This window comes from Sphaerisporangium sp. TRM90804 (genome assembly GCF_029846175.1).
Lineage (GTDB): Bacteria > Actinomycetota > Actinomycetes > Streptosporangiales > Streptosporangiaceae > Sphaerisporangium.
Genome location: NZ_JARWAC010000003.1, coordinates 66,839 through 80,415 on the forward strand (window position 1 = coordinate 66,839; position 13,577 = coordinate 80,415).

General features: G+C 72.0%; 12 protein-coding genes. 6 read left to right on the forward strand and 6 right to left on the reverse strand.

The genetic code is table 11. The features are described 5' to 3' along the window. The first annotated feature begins 6 nt into the window (after positions 1–6). The gene (locus PYR91_RS03455) at positions 7–1,272 is read left to right on the forward strand and encodes an MFS transporter (RefSeq protein WP_279777439.1); all 1,266 of its coding nucleotides are present in this window, start codon (positions 7–9) and stop codon (positions 1,270–1,272) included. Between the two features lie 70 nt (positions 1,273–1,342). Here the strand turns inward: PYR91_RS03455 and PYR91_RS03460 are convergent, their stop codons facing one another. From PYR91_RS03460 to PYR91_RS03480, 5 genes are all read right to left on the reverse strand, one after another. After that, positions 1,343–2,746 (reverse strand): cellulose binding domain-containing protein, encoded by a 1,404-nt coding sequence (locus tag PYR91_RS03460; protein WP_279777440.1) that lies wholly within the window; start codon positions 2,744–2,746, stop codon positions 1,343–1,345. A 63-nt stretch (positions 2,747–2,809) separates the two neighbouring features. Further along, entirely contained in the window at positions 2,810–4,105 is a 1,296-nt protein-coding gene (locus tag PYR91_RS03465) for a beta-N-acetylhexosaminidase (protein WP_279777441.1), read from the reverse strand. Positions 4,106–4,198: 93 nt separating this feature from the next. After that, positions 4,199–5,143: a carbohydrate ABC transporter permease gene (locus PYR91_RS03470; protein ID WP_279777442.1), complete on the reverse strand. Its 945-nt coding sequence runs from the start codon at positions 5,141–5,143 to the stop codon at positions 4,199–4,201. Beyond that, complete coding sequence (locus PYR91_RS03475) at positions 5,140–6,174, reverse strand: sugar ABC transporter permease (RefSeq protein WP_279777443.1); 1,035 nt, start codon at positions 6,172–6,174, stop codon at positions 5,140–5,142. The genes PYR91_RS03470 and PYR91_RS03475 overlap by 4 nt, the downstream gene beginning before the upstream one ends. A 7-nt stretch (positions 6,175–6,181) precedes the next feature. Next, positions 6,182–7,462, reverse strand: coding sequence for an extracellular solute-binding protein (locus tag PYR91_RS03480; RefSeq protein ID WP_279777444.1), 1,281 nt, complete (start codon positions 7,460–7,462; stop codon positions 6,182–6,184). 146 nt (positions 7,463–7,608) lie between these two features. Here PYR91_RS03480 and PYR91_RS03485 point away from each other — a divergent pair, with 146 nt between their 5' ends. The 5 genes from PYR91_RS03485 to PYR91_RS03505 all read left to right on the forward strand — a co-directional run bounded on the left by PYR91_RS03485 (position 7,609) and on the right by PYR91_RS03505 (position 12,383). Further along, positions 7,609–8,343: a GntR family transcriptional regulator gene (locus PYR91_RS03485; protein ID WP_279777445.1), complete on the forward strand. Its 735-nt coding sequence runs from the start codon at positions 7,609–7,611 to the stop codon at positions 8,341–8,343. Between the two features lie 188 nt (positions 8,344–8,531). Next, entirely contained in the window at positions 8,532–9,932 is a 1,401-nt protein-coding gene (locus tag PYR91_RS03490; RefSeq protein WP_279777446.1) for a HAMP domain-containing sensor histidine kinase, read from the forward strand. Between the two features lie 251 nt (positions 9,933–10,183). Beyond that, the gene (locus PYR91_RS03495; protein WP_279777447.1) at positions 10,184–10,447 is read left to right on the forward strand and encodes a hypothetical protein; all 264 of its coding nucleotides are present in this window, start codon (positions 10,184–10,186) and stop codon (positions 10,445–10,447) included. Between the two features lie 301 nt (positions 10,448–10,748). Continuing rightward, entirely contained in the window at positions 10,749–11,510 is a 762-nt protein-coding gene (locus PYR91_RS03500) for a 4'-phosphopantetheinyl transferase superfamily protein (protein ID WP_279777448.1), read from the forward strand. A 147-nt stretch (positions 11,511–11,657) separates the two neighbouring features. Next, entirely contained in the window at positions 11,658–12,383 is a 726-nt protein-coding gene (locus PYR91_RS03505; protein ID WP_279777449.1) for an alpha/beta hydrolase, read from the forward strand. 289 nt (positions 12,384–12,672) lie between these two features. Here PYR91_RS03505 and PYR91_RS03510 read toward each other — a convergent pair whose 3' ends face one another. Continuing rightward, on the reverse strand, positions 12,673–13,521 hold the full coding sequence (locus PYR91_RS03510; protein WP_279777450.1) for a GDSL-type esterase/lipase family protein: 849 nt from the start codon (positions 13,519–13,521) through the stop codon (positions 12,673–12,675). Between the last annotated feature and the right edge of the window lie 56 nt (positions 13,522–13,577).

A 13,577-nucleotide genomic window follows, 5' to 3' on the forward strand; every position in this document is an offset into this window, starting at 1 on the left:
GGGATCATGCGCTCCGACACCTCCTGGCGGACCCCCGACTTCCGCGCGCTGTTCACCGCGACGGTCTTCAACCAGCTCGGCACCAACATCGGCTACGTCGCCATACCGCTCATCGCGGTGTCCGCGCTGAACGCCGGCCCGGGCCAGGTCGGCGTGCTGGCCACGCTGACCACGGTCTCCTTCCTGCTCATCGGCCTGCCCGCGGGCGCCTGGGTCGACCGGATGCGCCATCGCCGCGTACTGATCACCGCCGACCTGACGCGGGCCGCGCTGTTCACCTCGGTGCCGGTGCTGTGGGCGCTGGACGCGCTCACCATCGAGTACCTCTACGTGATGGTGCTGCTGAACGGCTGCGCCACCGTCTTCCTCGAAGTGGGCTCGCAGACGATCCTGCCGCAGCTGGTCGGCCACGACGGGCTCGTGCGGGCCAACGCCTCGGTGATCAGCATCATGGCCTTCGGCAACGTGGCCGGGCGCGGCGCGGGCGGCGGGCTCGTGCAGCTTCTCGGGGCGCCGGTGGCCGTCGTCTGCACGGCCGCGAGCTACCTGGCCTCGGCGCTGCGGCTCACCGGCATCCGCGCGTCGGGGGAGCCCGCGCCGCCCGACCCCGGCCGGCCCGTCCGGCTGGGGGCGCAGATCGCCGAGGGGGTGCGGCACGTCTTCGGCGACAGGGAGCTGCGGGCGCTCGTGCTGACCGGGGCGCTGATCAACCTGGGCGTCCAGATCGTCAACACCATGCTGCCTGTGCTGTTCGTCCGGGAGATCGACCTGTCCGCGGGCGTGCTGGGCCTGTTCTGGGCGGGCGGCGGGGTCGGGCTGTTCCTCGGCTCCCGGTTCGCCCGCCCCATCGCCGGGCGGCTCGGTTTCGGCCGCAGCCTCGGCATCGTCGGGCTGTGCCTGGCCCCGGCGGGCCTGCTCGTCCCGCTCGTCGACCAGGGCCCCTGGCTGTGGGTGGCCGGGGCCGGCTGGCTGCTGGCGACGTTCAAGACGGGCATGGACAACGTGCTCGGCGTGAGCCTGCGGCAGGCGCTGACGCCGGCTCCCCTGCTCGGCCGCATGAACGCCACCTTCCGCTTCCTGCTCACCGGCGCGCACGCGGTCGGCGCCGCCCTGTCCGGCCTCATCGGCGAGCTCGTCTCGGTGCGGGCCGCGCTCTGGACGGGCGGGGTGGTGCTGTCGCTGGCGTTCCTGCCGGTGTTCCTGTCGCCGGTTCGCGCGCGCCGGGAGATGCCGCGGCAGCCGGAGGCCGAGCCCGTCCGGCGTCCTGCCTGACGCGGCGCGACGGGGTGCGGCTCGCGCGGCGCCGATGGCGCGCGGGCCGCACCCTCACCGGGCGCCGGTGTCAGGGGGCCGGGACGGTGTCCACCCAGCGGGTGGCGGAGGAGCGGTAGCCGTTGACGCGGCCCACCACGGTGGCGGGGGCCACGACCTCGTTCTTGGCGTGGTAGAACCAGTCGACCTGCTGGACGTAGCTGCGCTGCGTCGAGCTGCCGACCAGGCCGCCGCTGATGAACCACAAATTGAAGTTCACCGACTGCACGGTCTCCGGGTAGTAGATGTCACCGTGCTCGGCGAACAGCGCGCCGTCGATGTAGTACCTCATCGTGCCGCCGGAGACCTGCAGCACCAGGTCGTGCCAGCCGTCGTAGCTCGCCCTGACCTCGTTGTGGACGTTGACCGCCTGCCACGGCTCGTTGCGGTAGGTCTCCCACGAGGTGGCGTACATGATGTTGCCGGGCTCGCCCCAGCCGCCGTTGGGCAGGTACTCGAAGTCCTGCTCGCTGTAGCTCGGGTCCAGGTCGAAGGCCAGCGGGGTGATGGTGAAGAAGGTCTGGACGACGTGGTCGCCGTCGGGGCCGCTCACCGGGGCGTCGGAGAACTTGACCCGCGCGGCGTAGGTGCCCTCCAGGAACTTGCGCTGGTGCAGGAACTCGGCCTGCTGCGTGCCGGCGGCGGTGCCGTCGCTGACCGCCTTGAGCTGCATCGCCTGGTTGCCCGTGCCGATGGACGGGAAGGTGATGTTGTTCTTCGGCCAGCTCGCGCCGGGCACGCCGGGGCCGCCGGCGTTGGTGCGCACCGTCCACCGGTGGCCGGCGATGTTCGGGTCGTCGGCGCTGGTGTAGTTGAAGTCGTCGAACACCACGCCGGCGTTGCCGCCGGGCGGCGGCGTGACGGTGGGGGTGGGCGACGGCGACGGGCCGCCGCCGGCCGGCGAGGTGCCCCACACCAGGGCGCCGTCGTGGTACACGGTGACCTTGGTCCAGTCGCCGTAGGTGGTGCGGGCGGGGCCGAAGGAGTAGTCGTCGCTCTGCCTGGTCGTCTGCCAGTCGGTCCGGTGGAAGCGGAGCTGCAGGTCGCCGGTCTGCGCCCGGGGCGCCAGGGTGCCCGAGGTGAAGCCGACCTCCAGGTAGCGGTCGGCGGTGGCCGTCCCCGGCGAGATCGCGCCGAACGTGCCGGTCACCGTGGAGCAGGAGATCACCGCCCACGAGCAGGCGAAGCGGTACTGCTGCGAGGGCGAGTCGGCCTTGAAGTAGTAGCGGATCCTGACGCCGGCGAGCGGCACGGCGGTCGTGCCGTCGTTGACGAGGTTGAACCACGGCTCCACCTGGTCGGCGGTGGCGCCGGTGGCGCCGGTTCTGTACTGGAGCCGCAGCGACTGCGCGGCGCCCGCGGGCGCGGCGGTCACTCCGGCCGTGGCCGCGATCAGGGCGGCCACGAGCCCGCCGAGGAACAGCTTCCTGCGCATCTGTGATCCTTTCACTGGTGCGGGCCGCGTGGCGGGGGGTGACCACGCGGGTCGGAGAAGCCTTCAGGGGACGAGCGGCCCGATCTGGACGCCCTGGGCGGCCAGCCGGGCCAGGTGCGGGTCGAGCCGCTGGAGGAAGTCGGGGTAGTCGTTCGGCGACCCCCACGCGACCTCGGCGAACGCGCACAGCCGGGGGAAGGCCATGTACTCCACCTGCCGGGGCGTGGGCATGTACTCGGTCCAGATCTGGCACTGCACGCCGAGCACGCCCGGGTCGGGCGTGAAGCCGTACATGTCGGCGAGGGTGACGACGCCCGGCTGCGCGGGCGGCTGGCCGGGCGCGTCGGAGGGGTAGTAGTCGAGGTAGGTGCGGGTGTGCGGGGCCAGGACGATGTCGGTGCGGTCCGGCCGGGGCTGCTCGTCGCGCCACACCATGACCGTCGTGCCGGGCACGGCGGGCCTGTCGGGCTCGTCCCAGCAGATGAGCTTGCGCCCGTGCCGCTCCAGGTGCGACGCCATGCGGCCGATGAACCAGGCGCACGCCTGTGCGGGGCCCGGCAGGCCCAGCTCGGCCAGCCGGCGCAGGGCGCGCGGGCTGCGCTCCCACTCGGCCGGCGGGCACTCCTCCCCGCCGACGTGCACGTACGTGCTCGGGAACAGCTCGACGACCTCGTCGAGCACCTCCTGGCAGAACCGAACGGTCGACTCCTCCAGGTTCAGGACGTGCTCGCTGATCCCCCACTCCGACCAGACCTCCAGCCGCCGTGAGGGCTGGTTGCCCAGCTCGGGGTAGGCGGCGATCGCGGCCTGGGCGTGGCCGGGCATCTCGATCTCCGGGACCACCGTGACGAACCGCTCGGCGGCGTAGGCGACGATCTCCCCGATGTCCTCGCGCGTGTAGAACTGGCGGTCGTCGCCCGCCGACGACGGCCCCCGGCGGGCGCCGACGCCGGTCAGGCGCGGGTGGCGCAGGATCTGCAGCCGCCAGCCCTGGTCGTCGGTGAGGTGCAGGTGCAGGACGTTGAGCTTGTGCTCGGCGAGCAGGTCGATCAGCCGCAGCACGAAGTCCTTGGGCATGAAGTGCCGGGCGACGTCGAGCATGACGCCGCGCCAGCCGAACCGGGGCCGGTCCTCGATGGTGCCGTACGGCACGGCCGCGCCGAACTGCGACAGGGTCTGCAGGCCGTAGAAGCGGCCGGCCCTGCCGCCGGCGGCGAGCCGGATGCCGGCCGGGCCGACGTCCAGGCGGTAGCCCTCCTCTCCGAGGGACGGGTCCTGCGGCGCGAACCGCACGAGGTCGGGATGGAACGCGACGGAGCCCCCGAGGACGGCCAGCTCGCGCGGCCGCGGAATGATCACGTGTGGTTCTCCCCTTCTCGACTTCGGTGGTGACGGTCCCGGCTTGCGGGCGTGGGCGGTGACGGGCTCGGCCGCGTCCGGTGGCGGGGCGGCTCAGCCCTTGACGGCGCCGGCGAGCGCGCCGGTGGTGACCTTGCGCTGCAGGGCCAGGAAGATGAGCAGGACGGGCAGCATGAACAGCGCCGCGGCGGCCATGGTGGCCCCCCAGTCGGTGCCGAAGACGTTGCCGAACGACGACAGCCACACCGGCAGCGTGCGGTCGTCCTGGTTCTTGATGATCAGCGCGTTGGCGAAGGCGAACTCGTTCCAGGCGGTGATGAAGCCGAAGAGCGAGGTGGACATCAGGCCGGGTGCCAGCAGCGGCAGGACGACCCGGCGGAACGCGACGGCGCGGCTCGCGCCGTCCATCATCGCGGCCTCCTCCAGCTCCGGCGGGATCGCCGCGAGGAAGCCGCGCAGGGTCACGATGGTGAACGGCAGCGTGGCCATGAAGTACAGCAGGGTCAGCATCGAGAGTTTGTCGAGCATGCCGGTGTCGCGGGCGATGACGAACATCGAGATCAGCAGCGCCTCCCAGGGCGCCATCTGGGCGATGAAGACCATGAGGACGAAGGCCCGCCTGCCGCGCCAGCGCAGCCGGGCCACGGCGAACGCGGCGAGCAGGGCGACGGCCAGCGAGAGAAGCACCGCCGAGATCGTGACCAGCAGGCTGTTGCGCCAGAAGTGGCCGAACCCGTCGCTGGACACGGCGGTGGCGAAGTGGTCGAGCGTGGGGTGGGACGGCCAGAAGGAGGGGGTGTCGGACTGGATGTCGGCGGTGGGGGTGAAGGCGGTGACCGCCATCCAGTACACCGGGAAGACGGAGACGACGATCACCGCCAGCGCCGCCAGGTTGAGCGCGGCCCGCGCCGCCGGCCGGCGGGCCGCCGCGCGCCCGGCGCCGAGGCCGCGCCGCGCGCCGGGCCTCGGGGCTGGGCCGGAGGCCGGGCGGGAGCCGGGCCGCCGGGCGGCGCCCGGCGCCGGGCGGGAGCCGCTCACCGGACCTCCGCTTCGTGCCTGAGGATCCGGCGCAGGTGCGTGATCAGGGCCGCGACGAGGATCAGGACGGTGAGCGTGGAGATCGCCGAGCCCAGGTCGTACTTGTGCAGCGACTGGGCGACCTGGAACGCGTAGATCGGCAGGGTGGTGGTGGCGCCGTCGGGCCCGCCCTTGCTGACGGCCCAGATCTGGGCGAAGCACTTGAACACCCAGATCACCTCCAGCGAGGTGATCAGCCCGAACAGGGGCCGCAGGATCGGGAAGACGACGTGCCGGAAGGTCTGCGCGCCGCCGGCGCCGTCGATGCGCGCCGCCTCTCGCAGCTCGCCGGGGATGGTGGTGAGCCCGGCGTAGAGGGTGAGCGCCGCGAAGGGGACCGACTGCCAGACCACCAGCATGACCAGGATCGCGAACGTCGAGGTTCCGTCGGCGAACCAGGTGTGGTCGCGGAACGAGTCCAGGCCGGCCGCGACCAGCAGCCAGTTGACCACGCCGAGCCGCGACTGGAAGAGCCACTGGAAGATCGTCGTCGCCGCCAGCACCGGGGTCGCCCAGGTGAGCACCAGGGCGCTCAGCACGGCCAGCCGCATCCGCCGGCCGAGCCGGACGGCCATCAGCGCCGTGAGCGTCCCGATCACCATGATCAGCACGACGTTGACGGCCGTCCAGGCGAAGGTGCGGCGCACCACCGCCCAGAACTCGGGGCTGCCCAGCGCCTCCCGGTAGTTCTCCAGCCCGACGAACACCGCTCCGCCGCGAATCAGCTCCCCTGTCCTGAAGTGCTGGAAGGAGATGATCACGCTGCGCAGCACCGGGTAGGCCAGCAGGAACAGGGTGCCCACGACGGCCGGCGCGATCAGCAGGTACGGCCACAGCGCGGCCGACCGGCGCGGCCGCCACCGGCGCCGCCGGAGGGCTCCCGGCGGCCCGCCCCCCGGCGCCGTCCGCGCCCCGGGGGGACGGCGGCCGGCGAGGGGGGCGTCCGCGCCGGGTCCGAGGCCGGGGGCGGGCACGGGGGGCGAGACGGACACGACGGCCTCAGGACCTGGTGTTGAGGATCGTGGTGATCGTCGCTGAGGCGGCGGCGGCCTCCGTGGCCGGGTCCGCGCCGGTGAGCACCTTGGTCATGTACTCCTTGACGACGTTCTTGGCCTCGACCGCCGCCCAGTTGGGCGAGTTCGGCGTCGCGTGCCCGTTGGCGGCTCCGGCGGCCATCGCGGCCGTGCCCTCGTCGCCGTCCAGGACCGACGCCAGGGAGACGCGGTTGGGCACGTAGCTCATCTCCTCGGCCATCTCGCGCTGGAACTTCTCCCCGGCCAGCGCCTTGACCACCTCGTAGGCGGCCTCGGGGTTGCGCGACGCCTCGGGGATGATCAGGTCGGAGCCGCCGGTGAACACGGCGCCCGGCCGGTCGGCCGTCTTGCCGGGGATCGGGAAGAACCCGAGCTTGCCGGCCAGGGCGGGGTTGGCCTTCTCGATCGCGACCGCGCCGCCCGGCGTGGAGATGAGCTGGGCGACGTCGCCCTTGGCGAACACGTCGGCCTGGGGCGGGCGTGACTCGTCGGAGTCCTTCGGGCCCTCGCCCAGTGCCTGCAGCTTCTTGTAGAAGTCCATGCCGGCCAGCGCCTGCGGGGTGTCCAGGGCGCCCTTCCAGCTCTCGCCCCGCTTGACGGCGAGGTCGCCGCCCTCGTCCCAGATGAAGCCGGACAGGGTGTACCAGTTCTGGCCGGCCAGGTAGATGCCCTGGTCGCCGCCCCTGTTCAGCCGGGCGGTGACCTCCAGCCACTCCTCGCGCGTCCTGGGCGGCTCGGTGACGCCGGCCTTGGCGAACAGGTCCTTGTTGTAGATCACGACGCGGTTGGCCGCGTACCAGGGGATGCCGTACTGGCGTCCGTCGATCCTGCCCGGCTCGGCGAGGCCGGGCAGCCAGTCGGCGCCGCCGAGGTCGGCGACCTTGCCGGTCAGGTCCCTGACGCCGCCGCTGGCCGCGTACTCGGCCACCTGGGTGTTGCCGACCTCGATCACGTCGGGCGCGTCGTTGCTGGCCAGGCCGCTGGTCACCTTCTGCCCGATGCCGTCCCACTCCTGGATCTGGATGTCCAGGGTGACGCCCGGGTGCGTCCGGCGGTAGTCGGTCGTGAATCGTTCGAGCAGGGCGTCGGAGAAGCTGTCACGCATCACCCAGACGGTCAGGTTCGCGGCGGCCGAGCCGCTCCCGGCGGCGCCCGCCGGCCCGGTGGACGGTGAGGAGGAGCCGCACGCGGTCAGGCCGGCGGCGAGCGCCAGCACTCCCGTCGCGGCGAGAAGGCGGTACCTCACGGGCTCTCCCACTGGTCAGTTATTGGTAAGCAATTTCCCCCGTGGGAGCTAGAGTGGTACTTACCAGTAGGCCCGTCAACCCCTTGGCGGACCCAATCTCGGTGGCATTTGGGCGAGATTGGTAAGACGCTGGTAAGGTCGCTGGCGTGACTCTGAACATGCGGGCCGGGCTCAAGCGCGATCGCGTGCGCGACTTCCTGCTCGACTTCATCGCCGACAAGCTGCCCGGAGAGGCGATCCCGTCCGAGCGCGACCTGTGCAAGGAGCTCGGCGTGTCGCGGCCCACGCTGCGGGCGGCGATCGACGACCTGGTCAGGTCGGGGCTGCTGGTCCGCGAGCACGGGCGCGGCACCTTCACCGGGCCGCACCGGGTCACCCAGGCGCTGTCGGCGACGCCGAGCGGGTCGTTCTACGTGCCGCCGGCCGAGGGCACCTGGCTCAGCCGCATCCTGGAGTTCGGCCCGGTGCCCGCCGGTCCGCAGCTGGCGACCCGGCTGCGGCTCTCCCCCGCCGCCCCGGTCCTGCGGGTGGTCCGGCTGCGCGTCGTGGACGACGAGCCGATGGCGATCGAGCGCATCCAGCTCCCGCACGCGCTGGTCGACGGCCTGGTGCCCGCCGACATGGAGTCCGGCTCGTTCTACCGGCTGCTGCGCGAGCGGTTCGGGGTGGACGTGCGCAGCGCCGTCCAGACCATGGAGGCCACCGTCACCGACGAGACCGAGGCCCGGCTGCTGCACGTGCCCCAGCACTTCCCGGCCCTCGGCGTGGAACGCACCACCCGCGACGCCGACGGCCGCATCGTGGAGTTCGTCCGCTCGATCTACCGGGGCGACCGCTACCGGGTGACGTCCGAGCTGCACTTCGACGCGGAGTCGGGCTGAGCGGCGGTCAGCGCGGCGGCCGGCAAAGGCCTGCCCTGGAAACAGGAAATATCGATCAATGCTTGTCGATATACGGCTTTGTATTGCATTAGTGTCTCAAAACGGCAAATACAGTGTGCGTTGTCCGAGGATTCCACCACGACATGGGCCCCCGAGGTTTGCCGGGCGGGGCGTGTCTGGGAGGCAGGATGGCATCGCTGCTACGCCCGCGTTCGATCCGGGCGCGCTACACCCTCGCCGTCACCGCGTTCTCGATGATCGCGCTCTCCGTCATCGGCGGCTGTCTCGACGTGCTGGTCCGCAACCGGGTCCAGGCCGATCTCTTCGACACCACCCAGCGGGTCGCGGCCGAGTGGATCTCCACGATGCGCGGCGGCGACGTCGGGCGCGTCGCGCCCATCAGCGACGAGGTCGACCTGCTCCAGGTCGTCGACTCGGCGAACCGGGTGATCGGCGCGAACGAGCACGCGGCGGGCCGCGCTCCGCTCAGCGGCGTGCGCCCCCCGGTTCAGGACCGGATCCAGCACGTGACCGAGCGCCACCCCGACCGGCACGTCATGCTCACCGCCATCCGCCTCTCGCCCGCCGAGACCCTCAACCTGGGGCTGGACCCGCAGCGGGAGTCCCCCGTGGTCTACGCGGGCCTGGAGGTGCCCGCCATCCTGTCCACCCCGACCCTGGAGCTCTACACCGGCGCGGGCGTGCTGGCGCTCGCCGCGGCCGCGGGTGTGACGACCTGGCACGTGGTGGGCAGGACGCTGCGCCCGATGTCCATGGTCCGCGCCCGGATGTCGGAGATCACCGAGAGCGATCTCAGCCTGCGGGTGCCGGAGTCCTCCCGGCAGGACGAGATCGCGCTGCTCGCCTCCGCCGCCAACCAGACGCTGGCCCGCCTGGAGTGCGCCGTGGAGCGGCAGCGCCAGTTCGCCTCCGACACCTCCCACGAGCTGCGCACCCCGGTCGCCGGGCTGCGCACGCGGCTGGAGGAGGCGCTGCTCTACCCGGGCGAGGTCGACCCGCGCGCCACCATCGAGGCGGCGCTGTCGACCACGGGGCACCTTGAGGCGATCATCAACGACCTGCTGGAGCTGTCGAGCCTGCGCGCCGCCGCCCGCCCGGCGACGACCGAGCCCATCGACCTGGGCGCCCTGGTCAAGAGCGAGGTGGCGGCCCAGCCCTGCGGCACGCCGGTGCGCGCCCGTCTCGCGCTGGGCCTGCGGGTCGACGGCAACCGCGTCCAGCTGGTACGCGTCCTGGACAACCTGCTGGTCAACGCCCGCCGCCACGCCAAGGCACGCGTCGACGTCTCCGTCCGCCCCCTGGACGGCCACGCCGTGCTGACCGTCACCGACGACGGCGACGGCATCGCCCCCGAGGACCGCGAGCGGGTCTTCGAGCGCTTCACCCGCCTGGCCGAGGCTCGCCGCAAGGACGCGAACGGCAGCGGCCTCGGCCTGGCCATCTCCCGCGCCATCGCCGACGCCCACCGCGGGAGCCTGCGCATCGAGGACTCCCCGCGCGGCGCCCGCTTCGTCCTGCGCCTCCCGATGAGCGACGCCCCCTCCCCCGGCGGGCCCGCCGACTCGTAGGCCGTCATCCCCGGGACGGGCGCCGTCGCGAGGAGGCGCCGCGAAGGGCTCCGGGCCACGGCGGCAGGCCGCCGTCGAGGGCGGTACTCCCCGGCTGAGCTGGGATTTCCCCCTCCGGTGGGCGGGGTGGCAGCAAAGTGCCAGGGGCGGGCAGCTTGCTGCCGTCCATTCATCTGGTTCCGGGGACTCGAAAAGCGGAGAGTTGGTTGTGCGAGAAGAAAACACAACAAGCCACAGAAAAGAGACAAGAAATGAACGCCACCGCCACCTCCGCCCGTTTCTCCCTCACCGCCAAAGTCTCCGCCACCGTCGTCTCCGCGGCCGTTTCCCTCACCGCCGCGATCGGCCTCTACGCCGCGGTCGTCCCAGCCGCCGACCTCGGCTCCCCCAGCCGGATCGTGGCCGGGACCACCTGGGACACCCACTCCGACGACGACGGCACCACCTGGGACTCCGCCAAGCTGCTGGCCGACGGCGAGCTGCCCGCCGACGACGACGGCACCACCTGGGACTAATCAACAGGAGATAAACACACCAGAATTCCCTATAACCATCGAAACCAACGACTAGAAGCCGATAAAAGCCAGAACCCCGACTACGAACCACGGAAACACCCCCGGCAGAGCCGGACGCGAGCCCGTTCCACCCAGGCGTGAAGCGACACCGCCACAGGAAACGCGGCACCTCCCCACCGCCGGTCATCGCACCACCCCACCACCCACCTTCCCGGACCTTTCACGCCCTCAACCGGCCGATCACGGCCCGAACCGCTCCCCCGCCCCCGAGTCCCATCACTTTCCGCGAAAGGCGACAAACATGATCACCTCAATCGTCCGCACCGCCGAGAGCCAGGTCTTCTGGGCCGACCCCCGCCAGGAGCCGATCGACGTTCTGACGGGTGTGCTCAGCCAGCGGGAGCTGGAGCGGGCGTTGACCTACCGCCGCGACGCCGACCGGCGGCGGTTCCTCACCGGGGCCTGGCTGTTACGCACCACGGCCGCCGGACACCTGGGCATCGCGCCAGAGAAGGTGGTGGTCGACCGCCGGTGCCCCGACTGCGACAAGTACCACGGCAAGCCGGTCGTCGTGAACGCCCGCACCCCGCTGCACGTCTCGGTCTCCCACTCGGCCGACCGCGTGGTCGTCGCGCTCACCGAAGCCGGCCCCGTCGGGGTGGACGTCGAGCGGATCCCGACCGCTCCGGTGGAGGAGCTCGTCCGGATCGGTCTGGCCGCCGAGGAGCGGGAGATCGTGCTCGGCCTGCCCGAGGAGCTGCGCCACGCCGCGTTCACCCACTACTGGGGCTGCAAGGAGGCCGTGCTGAAGGCCACCGGCCACGGGCTGCGCGTCCCGCCGGCCAAGGTGCGCGTCAGCCGCCCGTTCGACGGGCCCCCGGCCCTGCTGTCCTGGCCGCTGGACCTCCCCGTGGAGAACGTGCGGCTCAGCACGCTGGAGCCCGGTGACGGCTACGCCGGCGTGGTCGCCGTCCTCACCGACCGGCCGCTCGGCGTCACCGAGACCGACGCCACCGCGCTCGACCGCATTCCGTTCCGCCTCCCGGCCGCCCAGGCCGCCTGACATTCATTGACAGAGCTTGTAAGACCCTGTTGGACTTACGGAAAGTCACGGCCGGCGTGAGCCCCGAGCCGGGCACATAACGCATCGTCGCGGGTGTCCTTCCGTAATCTTCGGGGCAATCTATAAATGAGAGGAAGCTGACCTGCCGTGAAAAATCATTTCGTCCTCATTCCGGGCCCGTGGATGGGCGCCTGGGTCTGGGAGCCGGTGACGCGGGGCCTGCGCTCGCTCGGCTACCAGGTACACGCCCTGACGTTGTCGGGCCTCGCCAGCCCCGACGCCGACATCTCGGCCGTCGACCTGGACACCCACGTCGACGACGTGCTGTCGGCGCTGGAGCGCGACGACCTGCGCGACGTCATCATCGTGGCGCACAGCTACTCGGGCATCGTGGCCGGCCAGGTCGCCGACCGGGCGCCCGACCGCGTGGCCCACACCGTGTTCGTCGAGGCGTTCCTCCCGCACGACGGCAAGTCCATGCTGCACGCCTTCCCCGAGCGCCAGCGGGCCGACGAGCTCCAGCTGATCGCCGACAACGAGGGCCGCTGGCCGATCCCCGACGCCGCCGTGGTGGCCGACGGGCAGGATCTGTCGCTGGAGCAGGCGCAATGGCTGGTGGAGCGGTTCGTCGGCCATCCCGGCCACACCCTGTCGCAGCCCGCCGTCCTGACGCGCCCGCTCGCCCAGCAGCGCGGCACCTACGTCGTCTGCGCGAAGGAGCACTTCGCGGGCAGGATCTCCCCCGACATCGCCGCCCTGCGCTCGGAGCCCAACTGGACCTTCCACACGCTCGACACCGGCCACTGGCCGATGGTCTCGGCCCCCGACAGCCTCGTGGCACTGCTCTCGGGCGTCGCCTCCGGGAGCGAATGACCGGGGGCCACGCGCCGCTCCCCGGCGCCGCCTCCCCGAGTGGGTGACCGGCGGTCACCCCGACCGAGAGCCCGGACCCGGGCCGGTGAGCACACCCGGTACCGCTCCGGACCGCAATACCTCACAAAAGCCGCAAGTCGGCAAAATGCTAACTTGATTACCCGAGTCGGCATTCTTCCCCATAGCCGACCGGCCGCGGAAACGCCGCGAATCTTTCATTACCGGCCATCCCCTTTCGGGGAACGGCTCCGGCCGCGGGACGGCGACACCGCCGAAGCACCCGCCGCCGTCAGAGCGGCCACCATCGCGGCGGCAGTCCACCCCGCGGGCGAGCCCGGCGAGGGCGGCCGTGGTCGAAGACCGACCAGAAGACGCCCGCGAAGGCCCTCGCGATCTTGATCTCCCCGACGCCGTTCGGGTGCAGCCCGTCGTAGGCGTCGCTGTAGGGCTCGTACAGGGCGGCCAGGTCGACCAGGGCGATCCTCGAACGGCGCGTCGACAGCGCCGCGAGCGCGCCGGGCAGCGACCTGTTGTACCAGGCGATGACGTCGCCCAGGTGGGGGTTGTCCGCCAGCGGCGTGCGGTGCACCACGTTGGCGAAGAGGAACTGCACGCGTGGATTGGCCTCCCGCGCCCGTGACACGAACGCGACGGCGTCCGCCAGCAGCTCCCGCGGGTCGGAGACGCCCCACGCCAGGTCGTTGAAGCCCAGCGCGACCATCAGGTAGTCCGGCCGGCAGGCCGCCACGGCGCCGCCGATGCCCTCCTTGGCCTCACGCATCAACCGGCCCCACCGCGCGTAGTGGTTGTCGTCGAACAGCACCCCCGGCTGGTAACCGCCCCGCACGGGCTCGGCGGCGAGCGCCGTGCCCGCCGGGCGGACGGGCCCGGGCCTGGATGCCGCGTGCGCGGCGCCGGCGGGTTCGGCCGGGGCGCCGACGGGGTGCCATGCGAAGCCCGCGGGCTCGGGCGCCGGGCCGGGGAGGTGACCCGGCCCGCTCTCCTCGTCGACCCAGGTGCCGTTCCACGGCCCGACGAAGCGGGCCGTGACGTCCTGCTGGGCCAGGTGCCGCGAGAGACGGTACCGCCAGGTGTAGTCGCCTTCGGCTCCCTGGCTGATCGAGTCTCCTACGATCATGATGGTGGGGATCGTCCCGGGGATGACGTGCCTCCAGTGGCTCGCGGCCGGGACGG